This is a genomic window from Variovorax sp. EL159, from assembly GCF_900100965.1.
Taxonomy (GTDB): domain Bacteria; phylum Pseudomonadota; class Gammaproteobacteria; order Burkholderiales; family Burkholderiaceae_C; genus Variovorax.
The window spans coordinates 89,181-106,816 of the sequence record NZ_FMUJ01000004.1; the positions used below are offsets into that span (position 1 = coordinate 89,181).

General features: G+C 67.6%; 15 protein-coding genes. 10 read left to right on the top strand and 5 right to left on the bottom strand.

Annotated features, from left to right (window positions below; translation table 11 throughout):
- The first annotated feature begins 22 nt into the window (after positions 1–22).
- The 3 genes from BLQ28_RS17495 (at position 23) to BLQ28_RS17505 (ending at position 3,058) form a co-directional block, all read left to right on the top strand.
- A complete protein-coding gene (locus BLQ28_RS17495; protein WP_093242011.1) occupies positions 23–1,231 on the top strand; it encodes an AraC family transcriptional regulator in 1,209 nt (402 codons plus the stop codon).
- Between the two features lie 115 nt (positions 1,232–1,346).
- Positions 1,347–2,390 (top strand): alpha/beta hydrolase family protein, encoded by a 1,044-nt coding sequence (locus BLQ28_RS17500; RefSeq protein ID WP_093242013.1) that lies wholly within the window; start codon positions 1,347–1,349, stop codon positions 2,388–2,390.
- A 179-nt stretch (positions 2,391–2,569) separates the two neighbouring features.
- Entirely contained in the window at positions 2,570–3,058 is a 489-nt protein-coding gene (locus BLQ28_RS17505) for an adhesin (protein WP_093242016.1), read from the top strand.
- Positions 3,059–3,120: 62 nt separating this feature from the next.
- Here the strand turns inward: BLQ28_RS17505 and BLQ28_RS17510 are convergent, their stop codons facing one another.
- From BLQ28_RS17510 to BLQ28_RS17530, 5 genes are all read right to left on the bottom strand, one after another.
- Positions 3,121–3,564: a MaoC family dehydratase gene (locus BLQ28_RS17510; RefSeq protein ID WP_093242018.1), complete on the bottom strand. Its 444-nt coding sequence runs from the start codon at positions 3,562–3,564 to the stop codon at positions 3,121–3,123.
- Between the two features lie 10 nt (positions 3,565–3,574).
- Complete coding sequence (boxA, locus tag BLQ28_RS17515; protein ID WP_093242021.1) at positions 3,575–4,870, bottom strand: benzoyl-CoA 2,3-epoxidase subunit BoxA; 1,296 nt, start codon at positions 4,868–4,870, stop codon at positions 3,575–3,577.
- 131 nt (positions 4,871–5,001) lie between these two features.
- Complete coding sequence (gene boxB / locus BLQ28_RS17520; protein ID WP_093242023.1) at positions 5,002–6,429, bottom strand: benzoyl-CoA 2,3-epoxidase subunit BoxB; 1,428 nt, start codon at positions 6,427–6,429, stop codon at positions 5,002–5,004.
- A gap of 33 nt (positions 6,430–6,462) precedes the next feature.
- Positions 6,463–8,139 carry a 2,3-epoxybenzoyl-CoA dihydrolase gene (gene boxC / locus BLQ28_RS17525; RefSeq protein WP_093242026.1) on the bottom strand — a complete coding sequence of 559 codons (1,677 nt, stop codon included), beginning with the start codon at positions 8,137–8,139 and terminating at the stop codon, positions 6,463–6,465.
- A 472-nt stretch (positions 8,140–8,611) separates the two neighbouring features.
- Positions 8,612–9,562, bottom strand: coding sequence for a helix-turn-helix transcriptional regulator (locus BLQ28_RS17530; RefSeq protein WP_093242028.1), 951 nt, complete (start codon positions 9,560–9,562; stop codon positions 8,612–8,614).
- A 213-nt stretch (positions 9,563–9,775) separates the two neighbouring features.
- On the opposite strand from BLQ28_RS17530, the gene BLQ28_RS17535 reads away from it, so the two are divergent.
- The 7 genes from BLQ28_RS17535 to BLQ28_RS17565 all read left to right on the top strand — a co-directional run bounded on the left by BLQ28_RS17535 (position 9,776) and on the right by BLQ28_RS17565 (position 17,532).
- Positions 9,776–10,285, top strand: a complete 510-nt coding sequence (locus BLQ28_RS17535; RefSeq protein WP_093243387.1) for a 4-hydroxylaminobenzoate lyase — start codon at positions 9,776–9,778, stop codon at positions 10,283–10,285.
- Complete coding sequence (locus tag BLQ28_RS17540) at positions 10,282–11,832, top strand: 3,4-dehydroadipyl-CoA semialdehyde dehydrogenase (protein ID WP_093242031.1); 1,551 nt, start codon at positions 10,282–10,284, stop codon at positions 11,830–11,832. The genes BLQ28_RS17535 and BLQ28_RS17540 overlap by 4 nt, the downstream gene beginning before the upstream one ends.
- A gap of 35 nt (positions 11,833–11,867) precedes the next feature.
- Positions 11,868–13,415 (top strand): benzoate-CoA ligase family protein, encoded by a 1,548-nt coding sequence (locus BLQ28_RS17545; protein ID WP_093242033.1) that lies wholly within the window; start codon positions 11,868–11,870, stop codon positions 13,413–13,415.
- Positions 13,416–13,569: 154 nt separating this feature from the next.
- Positions 13,570–14,379, top strand: a complete 810-nt coding sequence (locus BLQ28_RS17550; RefSeq protein WP_093242035.1) for an alpha/beta fold hydrolase — start codon at positions 13,570–13,572, stop codon at positions 14,377–14,379.
- Positions 14,376–15,563, top strand: a complete 1,188-nt coding sequence (locus tag BLQ28_RS17555) for an ABC transporter substrate-binding protein (RefSeq protein WP_093242038.1) — start codon at positions 14,376–14,378, stop codon at positions 15,561–15,563. Before BLQ28_RS17550 ends, BLQ28_RS17555 begins: the two co-directional genes overlap by 4 nt.
- A gap of 149 nt (positions 15,564–15,712) precedes the next feature.
- On the top strand, positions 15,713–16,585 hold the full coding sequence (locus BLQ28_RS17560; protein WP_093242040.1) for a branched-chain amino acid ABC transporter permease: 873 nt from the start codon (positions 15,713–15,715) through the stop codon (positions 16,583–16,585).
- On the top strand, positions 16,582–17,532 hold the full coding sequence (locus tag BLQ28_RS17565; RefSeq protein ID WP_093242043.1) for a branched-chain amino acid ABC transporter permease: 951 nt from the start codon (positions 16,582–16,584) through the stop codon (positions 17,530–17,532). The genes BLQ28_RS17560 and BLQ28_RS17565 overlap by 4 nt, the downstream gene beginning before the upstream one ends.
- Positions 17,533–17,636 lie beyond the last annotated feature (104 nt).

Sequence of the window (17,636 nt, forward strand, 5' to 3'; positions counted from 1 at the left end):
CGGTCGCCCGTCGCTCAACGCCATGACATCTGCCCCCGCCACCCTGCTCGACGCCGCCCTGCGCGGCGTCCTGCTGGCATTGCTGTTCGTGCTCGCCGTGGTGCTGGCGCGCGACCGCCCTCGCCTGCCGGCCGCGCGTGCGGGCGTGGCGTTGACCCTGGGGCTGGGCATCCAGGTCATCGGCGCCACGCCGTTGTTCGAGGCGCTGGTGCCGCGCCTCTGGCAAGCGCCGCTGGTCGCCGTCTCGGTCGGCAATGCGGTGCTGTTCTGGGTGTTCGTGCAGGCGCTGTTCGACGACGACTTCGTGCTGCGCCCCCGGCACGTGATCGCGTGGCTCGCGGTCGCGGCGCTGGCGGCGCTCAATTGCGCGGTCGTGGCCGGCAGCGCCTCGGTGCTGGCGCCGATCACGCTGGGCCTGCAGCGCGCGGTGCCGCTGGTGTTTGCCGTGCTCGCAGCGATGGCCGCGGCGTCGCAGTGGCGCGCCGACCTGGTGGAGGGGCGCCGGCGGTTGCGCGTGTTCATCGTGGTGACGGGCGTCGGCTACAGCATCGGGATGCTGGTCGTGCGCCTGGCATCGCCGCGCGGGCAGTTGTCGCAGCTGTCGGCCACGGCGGATGCGGCGATGCTGTTGCTGATCGTGGCGGTCGTCGCGTGGCGGATGCTGCGGCTGGCGGGGTCGGAGCTGTTCCCGGCCGCGCTTGGGCACGTGGCGATTCCGGTCGCCGCGCCAGACGCGCCACCGGGCTCGATCGCGCTGGCCAATGAACGCATGCCGCCCGAAGAAGCTGCCACGCCCGCCGCGGCCGAGCCTTCGCCCCCACCGCATCCCGCACCTGAACCGGCACCCACGCCAAGCCCCGACGCCGAGCCCGACCCCGCCGAAGACCGCCTCGCCGAATCCCTGCAGCGCGCGATGGCCGTCGACCGCGCCTACCGCAGCGAAGACCTGAGCATCGCCAGCCTCGCCGCACGGCTGGCGGTGCCCGAGTACCGGCTGCGGCGGCTCATCAACCAGCGCCTGGGCCATCGCAACTTCAACGCCTTCGTCAACGGCTTCCGGCTGGCCGAGGCAACGGCCGCGCTGGCCGATCCGCTCAAGCGCGAACTGCCCGTCCTGACCATCGCGCTGACGGCGGGCTTCCAGTCCATCGGCCCGTTCAACCGCGCCTTCAAGACCGCCACCGGCCTCACGCCCACTGAATTCCGCAGGCAAAAGCTGGCCGAATCCTGAAATCGGCCAGCCGAAAGCCGCGTTTGCGGCTTTCGGCAAGACGTGGCGGGCACGCCGCGGCATCGTCCGTGTCGCCGGGGGCATGGGCCTTCGATGACAAGGAGTTCGATCCGCCATGCGACGCTTTTCTTTTCTCTTCTTCTGGCCCGTGGCGCTGCTGCTGGCCTTTCTTTCGGGCCCGGCGCGGGCGGCGATGGGTCTGGCGGAAATTCCCGCGACCGCCACCGACGGCCCGGTCACGGTCTTCTACCCGTCGAGCGACGCGGCGCAGCCGACCCGGCGCGCGCGCTTCATGCTGGACGTGGCAGTGCAAGGCACGCCCGTTCGCGGCAACGGCCGGCTGGTCGTGGTCTCGCACGGTTCGGGCGGTGCGCCGTGGGTGCATGCCGACCTGGCACGCAGCCTGGTCGATGCCGGCTTCATCGTCGCCATGCCCGAGCACCGTGCCGACAACTACAAGGACGACAGCGACCCCGGCCCCGACAGCTGGACGATGCGGCCGGCCGAGGTGTCGCGCGCCATCGATGCGGTGGGGCGCGATGCGCGCTTCGCGCCGCTGCTCCAGCTCGACAAGGTCGGTATGTACGGCATGTCGGCCGGCGGCCATACAGCGTTGAGCCTGGCCGGTGGACGCTGGTCACCCGCCGCGTTCAAGCAGCACTGCGAAGCAGACCTGGAGGCGGACTTCCAGTCCTGCGTCGGCCTGATCACGCGGCTGACGGGCGGCATGCTCGACGGCATCAAGAAGTGGGGCGCGCTGCTCGTGATCGGCCACCGCTTCCAGGACGCCACGCCGCGCGAACACGACGACCCGCGCATCGCGGCCATCGTGGCGGGCGTGCCCGCTGCGGCGGATTTCGACATGGCCTCGCTGGCCGCACCGCGCGTGCCGCTGGGCCTGATCACCGCGCGGCAAGACAGCTGGCTGATCCCGCGCTTTCACAGCGACCGCGTGCTCGCGGCCTGCCTGCCGCGCTGCGAACTGATCGCCGACATGCCGACGGGCGGGCACGGCGCGTTGCTGTCGCCACCGCCGCCCGGACTCACAGGGCTGATCGGCGACATGCTCAATGACCCGCCGGGCTTCGACCGCGCCAGCGTGCTGCCGGAAGTGAATCGCAAGACCACGGCGTTCTTCAATATGCACCTGCTGCCCTGAGCCGGGGAAAGGCGCGGAGCAAACGCGCGAGCCCGCGTTCCGGACGACGGACCTGTCCCACATGCGTGGACGACAGTCGCGCACACGGCGACATGCGCCGAACCCCTCAGGGTGAGACCCGAACTGGCCCCAAGCCGGTTCGTTGATCAGTGACCATTCAACGAAAGGAACCGTCACACATGAAGCAACAACACATTGCATCGATCGTCTCCAGCGCCTTGCTCGCAGGCCTTCTGGCCATGAGCGGCGCCGCCCAGGCGCAGAACGCCAGCGTGGGCGTCGGCGTGAACGCCGATGTCAACGCATCGGGTGCCGTCAAGGCCGCGCCAGCCCAAGGCAACGCAGGCGCGGGTGCCGGGGCAGCCGCGGGCGGATCCACCCATACCAATGGCAGCGCAGGCAACGCGGCGAGCGGGCTCGGCGGCACAGTGGGTGGCGTGGTCGGCGGCGCAACAGGTGCCGTGGGCAATGCAACCAACACCGTCAGCGGGGCCACCGGGGCCGTGGGTGGCGCGACCGGCGCAGCCAGCGGTCTCACGAACACCGTGGGCGGCACCCTGAACAGTGCGACCGGGGCCGTGGGCTCGGTCGGCGGCGCCGTGAAGCCAGCGGGCACCGGCGTTGGCGCCAAGGCCAAGGGCTCGAGCGCCGTGGACATCACGAAGTAATCTCCGCCGGCAAGAAAAGGAAAACCCGCAGCGCTCGCGCGTTGCGGGTTTTCTGCTTCGCGTCAGGCGGTGGCCTGCAGCCTGAACAAGCTGGTGACTTCCACATCCAGCACCATCAGCTCGCGCTGGTTGAAGAGCCGCCAGCGCCACAGCAATATGCCCAGCGTGGGCCGCTTCTCGGAGCGCCGCACCTCGATGACGTCGGCCACGAGCCGCAAGGCGTCGTCGGGCCGCACCGGATTCGGCCAGCGCACATGCTCGAGCCCCGGCGATGCGAAAGATTCCGAGCCCGCGAGCGCCGCCTCGACCACGAGCCGCATCGCAATGGAACAGGTGTGCCAGCCGCTGGCGATCAAACCGCCGAAAGGGCTTTCGGCAGCGGCTTCGGGGTCGGTGTGAAACCACTGCGGGTCGTAGGCCCGCGCGAATTGCAGCAGCTCGGCTTCGGTGAGCACGTAGGGGCCAGCTTCGATGACCTGGCCCGCGTGGAAGTCGGCGAACTTCATTCGCCGCAGCTTAGTACGTTTCGAGGTGCAGGCGGCCTTCGCGTTTGAGAGCGGCGCCCACGGTGTCCCAATCGAGCCCCGCATCCTTCGCCACATCGCGCAGCGCAAGCACCACGCCTTCTTCCATGCTCTTGAGGCCGCACACATAGAAGTGGCTGCTGCCGTCCTTCAGCAGCGCGGCCAGGTCGGCGGCACGCTCGCGCATGAGGTCCTGCACGTAGCGCTTGGGCTGGCCCGGCGTGCGCGAGAAGGCAAGGTTGATATCGATGAAGTCTTTCGGCAGCGACTGCAGCGGGCCGAAGTACGGCAGCTCCTGCTGCGTGCGCGCGCCGAAGAACAGCATCAGCTTTCCGCCTTCGAACTTGCCGCTCTTGCGCAGGCGGCGACGCCATTCGGTCATCGCGCGCATGGGGGCGCTGCCGGTGCCGGTGCAGATCATCACGATGTGCGACTTGGGGTGGTTCGGCATCAGGAACGAGGCGCCGAAGGGCCCCACCACCTGCACCGTGTCGCCCACCTTCAGGTCGCAGACGTAGTTGGAGCACACGCCGCGCACCGGGTCGCCCTCGTGGTCCTCGGTCACGCGCTTCACGGTGAGCGAGACGTTGTTGTAGCCGGGCCGCTCGCCATTGCGCGGGCTGGCCACCGAGTACTGGCGCGCATGGTGGCGCTTGCCGATGGCATCGACGCCCGGCGGCACGATGCCGATGGACTGGCCTTCGAGCACCGGGAACGGCACCACGCCGAAGTCGAGCACGATGTGGTGCGTCTCGCTGTCGAAGCCGGCCTCGGTGCAATTGAAATTGCCGACCACGGTGGCGGTCGTCGGGGTCTTCGGCGGAAAGAGGTTGGTGTACGCGTGCGCGGCCGACCACGGCGGCACGGTCGCGCCGTACTGCGCGGAATTGAAGAAGACGGCTTCGGCGGGCTCGATGGCCGCCTGGGCTTGCGCCTGCGTCAGTGCGGGCGCGGCCGCTGCCGGGTCGCCGGCCGCCGCGGCGGAAACGCCCGCGGCCTCGAGCTGCTCGGGCGTCAGCTCGGCGGGCAGTTCGTCCCAGGTGAGCTGCTCTTCGATGGTGTACGCACGCACCAGCGGCATGGTGCGCCAGTTGTCGATCGAGCCAGTCGGGCACGGCGAGATGCAGGCCATGCAGCCGTTGCAGACGTCGGCGCGCACAACATAGTTGTTGTCGTCGTGCGTGATCGCGTTGACGGGGCAGGTGGCCTCGCAGGTGTTGCAGCGGATGCAGATCTCGGGGTCGATCAGGTGCTGCTTGATGACTCCGGCTTCAACGGCCATGTCCATGTTGTTCTCCTAGAGCCCTCCCCCTCTGGGGGAGGGTTGGGTGGGGGCAAGCGGCGCTTGTCGTGGTCACGCTGCGGTGCCCCCATCCCTGCCTTCCCCCAGAGGGGGAAGGAGCAATACCTCAATACCCATCAACCGAAACGCACGTACTCGAAATCGACCGGCTGGCGGTTGATGCCCATCACCGGCGGCGAGATCCAGCCGGCGAACTTGCCCGGCTCCACCACGCGGCCCATCAACGATGCCACGAAAGCGAAGTCTTCGGCGCTCGGCAGCCATTCGTCGCGCTTGGCGGCCCATTCGACCTCGTTCACCACGCGGCCTTCGGGCGACATCTTGATGCCGGCGAGCGCGCCGATCTGGCGGTTGAAGGCCTTGTGCGGCACGACCAGGCGGGTCGGGATGCCGGCCTTTTCCAGCACCTTGTTCCAGCGGCCGACGCCGGCCACCGAGTCCTTGATGAAGTCGTCGCGCAGCACTTCGTTGAGCGCGTTGAGCATCGGCACGTCCTTCTCGACGAGCTGGCCGTCCTTCACCTCGAGCACCTTGTAGGTCTGGCCCTTGAGGATGTGGTCGTCGGTGCGCTTGCCTTCTTCATAGCGGCCCTTCAGGCCCGAGCTGTAGAAGATGGCGGCGTTGCTCGACTGGTCGGCGCCGAACAGGTCGATGGTCACGCTGTAGTGGAAGTTCAGGTAGCGCTGGATGGTGCCCAGGTCGATGCAGCCCGCCGCGCGGATCTTCTGCACGTCGTCGGTCTTCAGCTCGTTCATGACCTGCGCGGTGCGCGCGATGACGCGCGACACGCCGCTCTCGCCCACGAACATGTGGTGCGCCTCTTCGGTCAGCATGAACTTCGTGGTGCGCGCCAGCGGATCGAACGCGCTTTCGGCCAACGCCGAAAGCTGGAACTTGCCGTCGCGGTCGGTGAAGTACGTGAACATGAAGAACGCGAGCCAGTCGGGCGTGCGTTCGTTGAAGGCACCCAGGATGCGCGGGTTGTTCTCGTCGCCCGAGGTGCGCTGCAGCAGCGCCTCGGCTTCTTCGCGGCCATCGCGGCCGAAGTGCTTGTGCAGCAGGTAGACCATCGCCCACAGGTGGCGGCCCTCTTCCACGTTGATCTGGAACAGGTTGCGCAGGTCGTACATCGACGGTGCGGTCAGGCCCAGGTGGCGCTGCTGCTCGACCGACGCGGGCTCGGTGTCGCCCTGCGTCACGATGATGCGGCGCAGGTTGGCGCGGTGCTCGCCGGGCACGTCCTGCCAGGCCTTCTCGCCCTTGTGGTCGCCGAAGTGGATCTCGCGGTTCGCATCGCCCGGATTCAGGAAGATGCCCCAGCGGTAGTCGCGCATCTTCACGTGGCCGAACTGCGCCCAGCCCTGCGGGTCGACGCTCACGGCCGTGCGCAGGTACACCTCGTGGTTGATCGAGCCTTCGGGGCCCACGTCGTCCCACCAGTTGATGAAGTTGGGCTGCCAGCCTTCGAGCGCGCGCTGCAGCGTGCGGTCTTCGCCGAGGTTGACGTTGTTGGGGATCTTCTCGCTGTAGTTGATCGTGCTCATCGTTGTTCCTTGGGTTGTGCGGACTGCCAGTTCTCAGACGCGGTTCATGTCGAAGCCGGCTTTCTGGCCGGTGCCATAGACCTTGAGCGCACCCTTTTCGCCGACGGCGTTGGGGCGGTTGAAGATCCAGTTCTGCCAGGCGGTGAGCCGGCCGAAGATGCGGGTGGCCATGTTTTCCTTGCTGGCAAAGCGCAGGTTGGCTTCGAGGCCGGTGAGCGCGTCGGGCGACATCGCGGCACGCTCTTCGATGGCGATGCGGATCTCGTCGTCCCAGTCGATGTCGTCGGGGGCGGCGGTGACGAGGCCGAGCTTCAGCGCTTCGTCGGCGTCGAGTGGCTTGCCGGCCGCCGCGCGTGCGGCTTCGAGCGGCGCGGCTTCTTCATAGAAGCGACGTTGCAGGCGGCTCTGGTCGTTCACCATCGGGAAGAAGCCGAAGTTGAATTCGTTGAGCGTGAGCTTGGGCGCACGCTCGGCGTCGTCGGGCAACGCGAGCATGTAGCTGCGGTCGGCGGCAAAGGCCAGTTCGGCCAGCATGCCGGCAAAGCACGAACCCGCTTCGACCAGCGCAAAGAGGCTGCGCGAAGAAACATCGAGGCGCGCCAGCGTGCGGCGCAGCGCGCCGATGGTTTCGCGCACCAGCCAGTGGTCTTTGTTGGCGAGCATCACGGCGTCGGATGCGAGCACGGCAGCGGCATCGCCTTCGGTCTTGAGCAGCCAGGTGCCGATGTCGAGTTCGTTGGTGCGCAGGTTGAGGATGGCGTCGTCGAGCTCGCGGCACACAGCGAGCGGCCACCACGCGGCGCCCGCAGCTTCGATGGCGGCAATGTCGGCCGGCTGCGTACCGGTGGGCGCCTTCACGGTGATCGTGGCGGTGCGCTTGCTGCGGTCGATCTGCACGTTGACGTGCGAGTAGGCGATGCCGTCGGCGCTGTCAGTGCGTTCGAGGCGCGTGAGCACCACGCCCTTGCCGCTCGCGGGGCGGTCGCTGCCGGCGGCGAGTTGCGAAGCACGGTCCTGCACGGCGGCGGCGAATTGCGCGGGCTTGGCCACGGCATCGACGAGGCGCCAGTCGACCGCGCGCTGGCCACGAACGCCTTCGACGCTGGTGCAGAAGATGTCGGCGAGGTCATGACGCACGTGGCGCTTGTCGGTCACGCGGGTCAGGCCGCCGGTGCCGGGCAGCACGCCGAGCAGCGGCACCTCGGGCAGCGAGACGGCGGAGGAGCGGTCGTCCACCAGCAAGATCTCGTCACAGGCCAGTGCCAGTTCGTAGCCGCCGCCGGCGCAGGCGCCGTTCACGGCCGCGAGGAACTTCAGGCCCGAGTGCTTCGACGAGTCTTCGATGCCGTTGCGCGTTTCATTGGTGAACTTGCAGAAGTTGACCTTCCACGCATGGCCCGAGACGCCGAGCATGAAGATGTTGGCGCCCGAGCAGAAGATGCGATCCTTGCCGCTGGTGACGATCACGCTGCGCACTTCGGGGTGCTCGAAGCGCACGCGGTTGAGCGCGTCGTTCAGCTCGATGTCCACGCCCAGGTCGTAGCTGTTGAGCTTGAGCTTGTAGCCGGGGCGGATGCCGCCGTCTTCCGCGATGTCGAGCACGAGGCGTGCAATGGCGCCGTCGAAGCTCAGCGACCAGTGGCGGTACTGGCCGGGCTCGGTGCGGTAGTCGACGCGCGGGGGCGCCTGGAGCGTGGTGGTGTCGGTCATGCGGAAGTCTCCTGTGGGGCAGTGTTCGGAAACCGTGAACAGGAAAGATAATGCACTTTCTTGCTCCGATGACATGCATCATGCTGCATGCAAACAGGCAAGTCAATGCCTGTAGCGCTTTTTTTCAGATTTCGCTGGTGGTCTGAGCACGAGGGCTCGGGGTTTTGATGCGGGGTCATTCGGGGTGCGTGCACAGGACACCGGGTACTCCCCTCCGCGAATGTCCCCCGGCCTGCGGCCTCCTCCTTTATTTCGCTGCGGGGAGCACCCAGTGCCCTGTGCACAGTGGGCGCGGCTGTCGTGCCGGCCGATCAACCTGCGCTCTGAACAACGCTCACGCTGGCGGGGTGCCTTGCGCAGCGAAATAAAGGAGGAGGGGCGAAGCCCCGGGGGACATTCGCGGAGCAAGGCACCCCGTCGGCGTGAGCGCCGCCCCGAACAGCAGCACCTCAACGACAAACAGAGCAGACAGTCAGGCGCCCAACCCCATCGACTGGCGGGCCACCGCACGCAAGGCCTGGAAGCTCTGCGCCAGCGTCTTGCCGCTGGTGTCCACCGACAGATCGGCCTTTGAATAGAAGGCTGCACGGCCATTCAGGATGCGACGCAGGTCTTCCATCGCTTCCTTGCTGGCCGCCATCGGACGCGTGTCGCCCTGCGCGGCGACGCGGCCCATGTGCTCTTCGGGCGCGGCCTGCAGCCACACGGTGGTGCAGTGCGCAAGCAGTTCGTTGAAGGTGGCCGGGTCGGAGACGATGCCGCCCGGCGTGGCGATCACCACCTCGCTGTAGATCTGCACGGCCTCTTCAAGCGCGCGGCGCTCGTAGCGGCGGTAGGCGTTGGTGCCGTACAGGTCGTGAATCTCGCGAACGCTGCAGCCGGCGAGTTTTTCGATCTCGCGGCTCAGCTCGATGAAGGGAATCTCCAGGTCTTCGGCCAGCATCTGCCCCAGCGTCGACTTGCCCGCGCCGCGCAACCCCACGAGCGCGATGCGGCGGTGCCGCGCCGGATCGACAGAGGCCGTGCCCAACAGTTCGCCGAGCGCCACGCGCACGCGGCGCAGGTCGGTTTCGCTGCGGTTCTCGAGCAGCTCGCGGATCAGCAGCCACTCGGGCGAACTGGTCGTCACGTCGCCCACCAGCTCGGCCAGCGAGCAATGCAGCGCGCCGGCCACCTGCTGCAGCACCAGGATCGAGGCATTGCCGATGCCGTATTCGAGGTTGGCCAGGTGGCGCTCCGACACGTCGGCCGCAATGGCCACCGCCTTGCGCGTGAGGCCGCGCTGCGCGCGCAGGTTGCGCACGCGATCGCCCAGCGCCGCGAGCAGCGGGTTCCTGGCCTCCCCGGCCGGTGCGGTGGCGCCGGCGTTGCCGCCATTGCCGTCTTCTGGCGCGGTGGCCAGCACCGCTACATGCTCATTCATGCAATTCCTCGTTCTTCGCCGGGATTGTGCGCGCTCAGGGTAAACACCATATATGCACTATATTGCTTGACACTGATTGTCTCGCTGCTTATTGTTCGGCCACAAGCAAGATACTGCACGCGCAGCGATCCTGCAAGGTAGTTCATAAGTTCATGGCCCGCCACAGGGCCCTGGATGTTCGCCCAGCCAGCCTCCACCAAGAAGCCCGCCACGATGTCCGACAGCAGCAACAGCAGCCCCACCGCCACCACGAACGGCAAGCCCGCATTTCACCAGTTGATTGCCGGCCTGACCGCCGAGATCGCCGGCAAGCCGCTGGACGGCGCGCTCGACCAGTGGCTCAACGCCACGCACGGCGCGGGCAGTGCGCGCTTCGAGCAGCTGCGCCAGGCCTGCATCGGCGGCGTGGCCGAAGGCTGGCTGTGCGACCGCGAAGGCGGCGGCATCAAGTACGGCCGGGCCTTCAAGGCCGAAGACGCACTGCACCGTTTCTCGGTCGACGTGGTCGACATGCAGGACATCGCCGGCCCGCATCACACGCATCCGAACGGCGAGATCGACCTGATCATGCCGCTCGACGACAGCGCCGACGCCACCTTCGATGGCCGCCCCGCGGGCTGGTGCGTCTACGGCCCCGGCACCGCACATCGCCCGACCGTGGCGCACGGCCGCGCGCTCGTTCTCTATCTCCTGCCCGAAGGGCAGATCAAGTTCACCCCATGACCGAGCTTCTTTCCAACTACGTCGCCGGCCGCTGGCAAAGCGGTTCGGGCGCCGGCACGCCCCTGTTCGACCCGGTGCTCGGCACCGAACTCGTTCGCGTCGACGCTACCGGGCTCGATCTGCCGGCCGCCTTTGCCTTTGCGCGCGAACAGGGCGGCAACGCGCTGCGCGCCCTCACCTATCGCCAGCGTGCCGGCCTGCTCGGCGCGATCGTGAAAGTGCTGCAGGCCCACCGCGATGCGTACTACGAGATCGCGACCGCCAATTCAGGCACGGTGAAGAACGACTCGGCCGTTGACATCGACGGCGCGATCTTCACGCTCGGCCAGTACGCCAAGTGGGGCGATGCGCTCGGCGACGTGCGCGCGCTGCGTGATGGCGACGCCGTCAAGCTCGGCAAGGAGCCGGTGTTCCAGTCGCAGCACCTGCAGGTGCCAACGCATGGCGTGGCGCTGTTCATCAACGCCTTCAACTTCCCTTCGTGGGGCCTGTGGGAAAAGGCCGCGCCCGCGCTGCTGTCGGGCGTGCCGGTGATCGTGAAACCCGCCACGGCCACCGCGTGGCTCACGCAGCGCATGGTCAAGGACGTGGTCGATGCGGGCGTGCTGCCTGCCGGTGCGCTCTCGGTCATCTGCGGCAGTTCGGCCGGATTGATGGATGCGTTGCAGCCCTTCGACGTGGTCTCGTTCACCGGCTCGGCCGAGACGGCTGCGGTGATCCGCTCGCATGCCGCCGTGGCCCGGCATTCGGTGCGCGCGAACATCGAGGCCGACAGCCTCAACAGCGCCCTGCTGCTGCCCGGTGCCGCGCCCGGCAGCGAGGCCTTCAACCTGCTCGTGCGCGAAGTGGTGCGCGAGATGACGGTGAAGTCGGGCCAGAAGTGCACCGCCATCCGCCGCATCCTGGTGCCGGCCGAGGTGTACGACGCGGCGGCCGAAGCCATCGGCGCCAAGCTCGCGGGCATCACCGTCGGCAACCCGCGCAACGAGAGCGTGCGCATGGGTTCGTTGGTGAGCCGCGCCCAACTGAACGCGGTGCGCGAAGGCCTCGACGCGCTGGCCGCGCAGACCACCGTGCTGCACGACAGCCGCAACAAGCCGCTGGTCGACGCCGACCCGGTCATCGCCGCCTGCATCGGCCCGGTGCTGCTGGGCGCGCGCGATGCCGATGCGGCGCAGCGCGTGCACGACGTGGAAGTGTTCGGCCCCGTCGCCACGCTGCTGCCGTACCGCGATCTCGCGCACGGCATTGCGCTCGCGCATCGCGGCCAGGGTTCGCTCGTGACGTCTCTCTATGGCAGCGACGACGCGGCGCTGGCGCAGGCCGCGCTGGCCGTCGCGCCAAGCCACGGCCGCGTGCATGTGATCTCGCCTGAAGTGGCACAGGCCCACACCGGCCACGGCAACGTGATGCCGATGTCGATGCATGGCGGCCCCGGCCGCGCGGGCGGCGGCGCCGAACTCGGAGGCCTGCGCGCGCTGGACTTCTATCACCGCCGCAGTGCCGTGCAGGCGAGCCCCGGCGTGATCGCCGCGCTCGGCCTCTAGAACAAACGAAGACCCGGCCGAAGGAGACAAGAACCATGACCCTGCCCGCACGATTCAACTTCGCCGAACACCTGTTCGCCCTCAACCGTGGCCGCGCCGAGCGCACCGCCTACATCGACGATCGCGGCACGCTGGGCTACGGCCAGCTCGAAGACCGCGCGCGCCGCCTCGCCGCCGCGCTGAAGGCCGCCGGCGTGCGCCGCGAAGAACGCGTGCTGCTGCTGATGCTCGACAGCAGCGACTGGCCCGTGAGCTTTCTCGGCTGCCTCTACGCCGGCATCGTGCCGGTGGCCGTCAACACGCTGCTCACGCCCGACGACTACGCCTACATGCTCGACCACAGCCGCGCGCAGGCCGTGCTGGTGTCGGGCGCGCTGCTGCCGACGTTGCAGGACGCGATGGCGCGCGGCGGCCATGAAGTGCACACGCTGATCGTGTCGCAACCCACCGGCCCGTTGCCCGAGGGCGCCAAGGAATTCGAGGCCGCGCTCGCCGCCGCCGAGCCGCTGGCCGCGCCTGTCACCACGGCATCGGACGACCCGGGCTTCTGGCTGTATTCCTCCGGCTCCACCGGCAAGCCCAAGGGCACCGTGCACACGCACACCAACCTGTGGTGGACGGCCGAGTTGTACGGCAAGCCGGTGCTGGCGCTGACCGAAGACGACGTGTGCTTCTCGGCCGCCAAGATGTACTTCGCGTATGGCCTGGGCAATGCGCTGACCTTTCCGCTGTCGGTCGGCGCTACGGTCGTGCTGATGGCCGAGCGGCCCACGCCCGATGCCACCTTCCGCCGTTGGGTGGAGCACAAGCCCACCGTGTTCTTCGGTGCGCCCACGGGCTTCGCGGGCATGCTCGCATCGCCGAAGCTGCCATCGCGCGAAGCGGTGGCGCTGCGCATGTGCTCATCGGCCGGCGAGGCGCTGCCCGGTGAGATCGCGCAACGCTTCAAGGCGCAGTTCGGCTGCGAGATCATCGATGGCATCGGCTCGACCGAGATGCTGCACATCTTCATCTCCAACCGGCCCGGCGACATCCGCTACGGCACCACCGGCAAGCCGGTGGACGGCTACGAGGTCGAGCTGCGCGGCGAAGACGGCCGCCCGGTGCCCGATGGCGAAGTGGGCGACCTCTACATTCGCGGCCCCAGCTCGGCGCTGATGTACTGGACCAACCGCGAGAAGTCGCGCGAGACCTTCCAGGGCGGCTGGACCAAGAGCGGCGACAAGTACACGCGCGACGCCGACGGCTACTTCACGTATGCGGGCCGCAGCGACGACATGCTGAAGGTCAGCGGCATCTACGTGTCGCCGTTCGAGGTCGAGGCGACGCTGATGCAGCACCCGGCCGTGCTCGAAGCCGCGGTGATCGGCAAGGAAGACGGTGAAGGCCTGACGAAGACCAAGGCGTTCGTGGTGTTGAAGGACGGCGGCGCGGTGACGGAGGAAGAGCTGAAGGCCTTCGTGAAGGAACGCCTGGCGCCGTACAAGTACCCGCGGTTTCTGGAGTTCGTGGCGGAGCTGCCGAAGACGGCGACGGGGAAGATTCAGCGGTTCAGGTTGCGTGAACGGGAGAAGCAGGCATGAGTTGGCCGGCGTCTTTTTCTTCCTCCCTCCCCCTCTGGGGGAGGGTCGGGGTGGGGGCATCGGCCTTCGCACACGCACAGCTTTTTCAAGCGCCGCTTGCCCCCATCCCAGCCTTCCCCCAAAGGGGGAAGGAGCAACGGCCGGGAGCCACGCGATGAGCACAACGGACTTCGCCACCATCACCTGGCGCAACCGCCCCGTACAGATCGAATGCCAGTGGCTCTCCCCCGAGCGCACCGGCGCGCCTTTGATCGTCTTCCTCCACGAAGGCCTCGGCTCCATCGCGATGTGGAAGGACTTCCCCGCGCAGGTCTGCAACGCCGCCAACGCGCGCGGCCTTGTCTTCTCGCGCCCCGGCTACGGCCGCTCCACCCCGCGCGCCGACGACGAGATCTGGGACGTCGACTTCATGCACCGCCAGGCGCATGAAGTACTGCCCGCGCTCTTCGCCGCACTGAAGCTCGGCGACGAAAAGCCCTGGCTCTTCGGCCACAGCGACGGCGGCTCCATCGCGCTGCTGTATGCCTCGCGCTTCCCCGAAAAAGTCGAAGGCCTCGTGGTGCTCGCGCCGCACATCTTCGTGGAAGACAAGACCGTCGCGAACATCGAGATCGCCCGCACCGCGTACCTGAACACCGACCTGCCGAAGAAGCTCGGCCGCTACCACGACAACGCCGACTCCGCCTTCTGGGGCTGGAACCGCATCTGGCTGCATCCGCCCTTTCGCCAATGGAACATCGAGGCCGAACTCGACGCCATCCGCTGCCCGGTGCTGGCCGTGCAGGGCATCGACGACGAGTACGGCACGCTGGCGCAGATCCGCGGCATCGCGGCGCGCGTGGGTGGTACTTGCGAGCTGCTCGAAATCCCTGAATGCGGGCATTCCCCACATCGCGATCAGCCGGAACGTGTCACCGTCGCAACCGCTTCTTTCATCACCAAAAACAGGAGACAAACACCATGACCACCCCCACCCCGGTTCGCACCGCGCGCCTTGCGCTGACCGCCCTCGCCTTCGCGGCCGCCTTGTGCGGCACGGCAGGCGCGCAAGGCACCGGCAAGCTCAAGGTCGGCCTGATGCTGCCCTACAGCGGCACCTACACCGCGCTGGGCGTGGCCATCGAGAACGGCTTCAAGCTCTATGTCGACGAGCAAGGCGGCAAGCTCGCCGGCCGTGAGATCGAATACTTCAAGGTCGACGACGAGTCCGACCCGGCCAAGGCCACCGACAACGTCAACAAGCTCATCAAGCGCGACAACGTCGACGTGATCGTCGGCACCGTGCACTCGGGCGTGGCGATGGCCATGGCCAAGGCCGCCAAGGAAAGCGGCACCGTGCTGATCGTGCCGAACGCCGGCGCCGACGCCGTCACGGGCCCGATGTGCGCGCCCAACATCTTCCGCAGCTCGTTCAGCAACTGGCAGCCGGCCTACGCCATGGGCGAAGTCGCGGCCAAGCAGCAGGGCAAGAAGAAGGTCATGACGATCACCTGGAAGTACGCGGCCGGCGAAGAGTCGGTCAACGGCTTCAAGGAAGGCTTCGAGAAGGCCGGCGGCAAGGTCGACAAGCAGCTCACGCTGCCCTTCCCCAACGTGGAGTTCCAGGCGCTGCTGACCGAGATCGCGGCGGCCAAGCCCGATGCGGTGTATGCCTTCTTCGCGGGCGGCGGCGCGGTGAAGTTCGTCAAGGACTACCAGGCCGCAGGCCTGAACAAGACCATCCCGCTGTACGGCCCCGGCTTCCTGACCGACGGCACGCTCGACGCGCAAGGCGAATCGGCACAAGGCATGCTGACCACGCTGCACTACGCCGACGGCCTGAACACCGCGCGCGACAACGCCTTCCGCGTGGCCTATGCCAAGTCGTTCAAGCTGCAACCCGACGTGTACGCGGTGCAGGGCTACGACGCGGCGCAGATGCTGGGCGTGGGCCTGAACGCCACCAAGGGCGACATCTCGAAGAAGGCCGAGTTCACCAGCGCCATCGAGAAGGCGAAGATCGACAGCCCGCGCGGCGCGTTCACGGTGAGCAAGTCGCACAACCCGGTGCAGGACATCTACCTGCGCAAGGTCGAAGGCAAAGAGAACAAGCTGGTGAGCACCGCGATCAAGGGTCTGGCCGACCCGGCTCGCGGCTGCCGGATGTAAACGAGGCTCTCCCCCAGGCTTCGCGCACTTCGTTTCGCTGCGCCAACCCCTTTGCAGGGGCGACACCTGCGGCCCGGCACAGCCGGTTCCGCGGTGTCTCCCGCAGTGCATCTCCTTCTTGACGATCCCGCCCTGAGAGAACCTCCAACGTGGATTTCGGAACCTTCCTCGTCCAGTGCCTGAACTCGGTTCAGTACGGGCTTTTGTTATTTCTCGTGGCCTCGGGGCTGACGCTGATCTTCGGGATCATGGGCGTCATCAACCTTGCCCACGGCAGCTTCTACATGATCGGCGCGTACATGGCGTTCGCGCTCGCGCCGCTGTTCGGCGACCAGTTTTTGCTGATGCTGGTGGCCGGCGTGGTGCTGGCGGCCATCTTCGGCTACCTGCTCGAATGGGCCTTCTTCAGCTACCTCTACCAGCGCGACCACCTGCAGCAGGTGCTGATGACCTACGGGCTCATCCTGGTGTTCGAGGAGCTGCGCTCCATCCTCGTAGGCAACGACGTGCACGGCGTGAAGGTGCCGGCATGGCTCGACGGCAGCTTCGCGCTGGGCAGCGTCATGAGCTACCCGTGGTATCGCCTCTTCGCGTCGGCCGCCTGCATCGTGCTGGCGGTGGGCCTGTACTTCGTGGTCAACCGCACGCGCCTGGGCATGATGATCCGCGCCGGCGCCAGCAACCGCGACATGGTGCGTGGCCTGGGCATCGACGTGAAGCGCCTGTACCGCATCGTGTTCGCGGCCGGCGTGGCGCTCGCGGCGCTGGCCGGCATGATCGCGGCGCCGATGTCTTCGGTGTATCCGAACATGGGCGCGAGCGTGCTCATCATCTGCTTCGTGCTGGTGGTGATCGGCGGCATCGGCTCTATTACCGGCGCGCTGCTGGCCTCGCTGCTGGTGGGCTTCGTCGACACCTTCGGCAAGGTGTTCTTCGCGGACCTGAGCGGCATCGGCATCTACCTGCTGATGGCCATCGTGCTCATCTGGAAGCCCGAAGGGCTGATGGGGAGGCGGCCATGAGAAAGAGCGCGCTTCTCGTGCCGCTGCTGTGCGCCGTGCTCATCGGTGTGGCGGGCCCGTTGATGGGCAACTACATGTCCGACTTCGTCGTGAAGATCATGATTTTGTCGATCTTCGCGCTGAGCCTCGAACTGCTGGTCGGCATGACCGGCCTCGTGAGCCTGGGCCATGCGGCCTTCTACGGCATCGGCGCGTACGTCACCGTGCTGGCCTCGGGCAGCGAAGGCGGCAACTTCGCGCTGCTGCTGCCGCTGGCCATGGGCGCGGCGGCGCTGTATGCGCTGTTCGTCGGCGCATTGAGCCTGCGCACGCGCGGCGTGTACTTCATCATGGTGACGCTGGCCTTTGCGCAGATGGCCTTCTTCGTGTTCCACGACACCAAGGTCGGTGGCGGCAGCGACGGCATCTACATGTACGTGCGGCCCGCCATCGGCGCGCTCGACCTGGAGAACCGCTCGGTGCTGTTCTACGTGGTGCTGGCTTCGCTGGTGTTCACCTACGGGCTGCTGGCACTGATCCGTCGCTCGCGCTTCGGTGCGGCGCTCGCGGGCATCCGCGTGAACGAGCAGCGCATGCGCGCGGCGGGCTTCGCGGTGTACGGCTACAAGCTCGCGGCCTTCGTGCTGGCGGGTGCGCTGGCCGGGCTCGCGGGCTTTCTGCTGGCCTCGCGCGACGGCGTGGTCAACCCCGAGCTGATGGCCTGGCACAACTCGGGCGAGGTGCTGCTGATGGTGATCCTGGGTGGCCTTGGCCATCTGCGCGGCGCGGTGATCGGTGCGATCGCATTCACGCTGCTGAAGGAAATCTTCTCGACGCATGCGGTGATGGGCCCGCTGGCCGACCACTGGCAACTGACGCTGGGCATCGCGATCATCGTGTTCGTGGCCTTGCTGCCGAAGGGGCTGATCGGGCTGGTGCAGCGGCTGTCGCCGAAGGGGGCTGCATGACCTGCTCCCTCTGCCTGTCTTTCTCCCTCCCCCTCTGGGGGAGGGCCGGGGTGGGGGCAAGCGGCGCCACCATCGAGCGCTCTGCCCGCCCCCATCCCCACCTT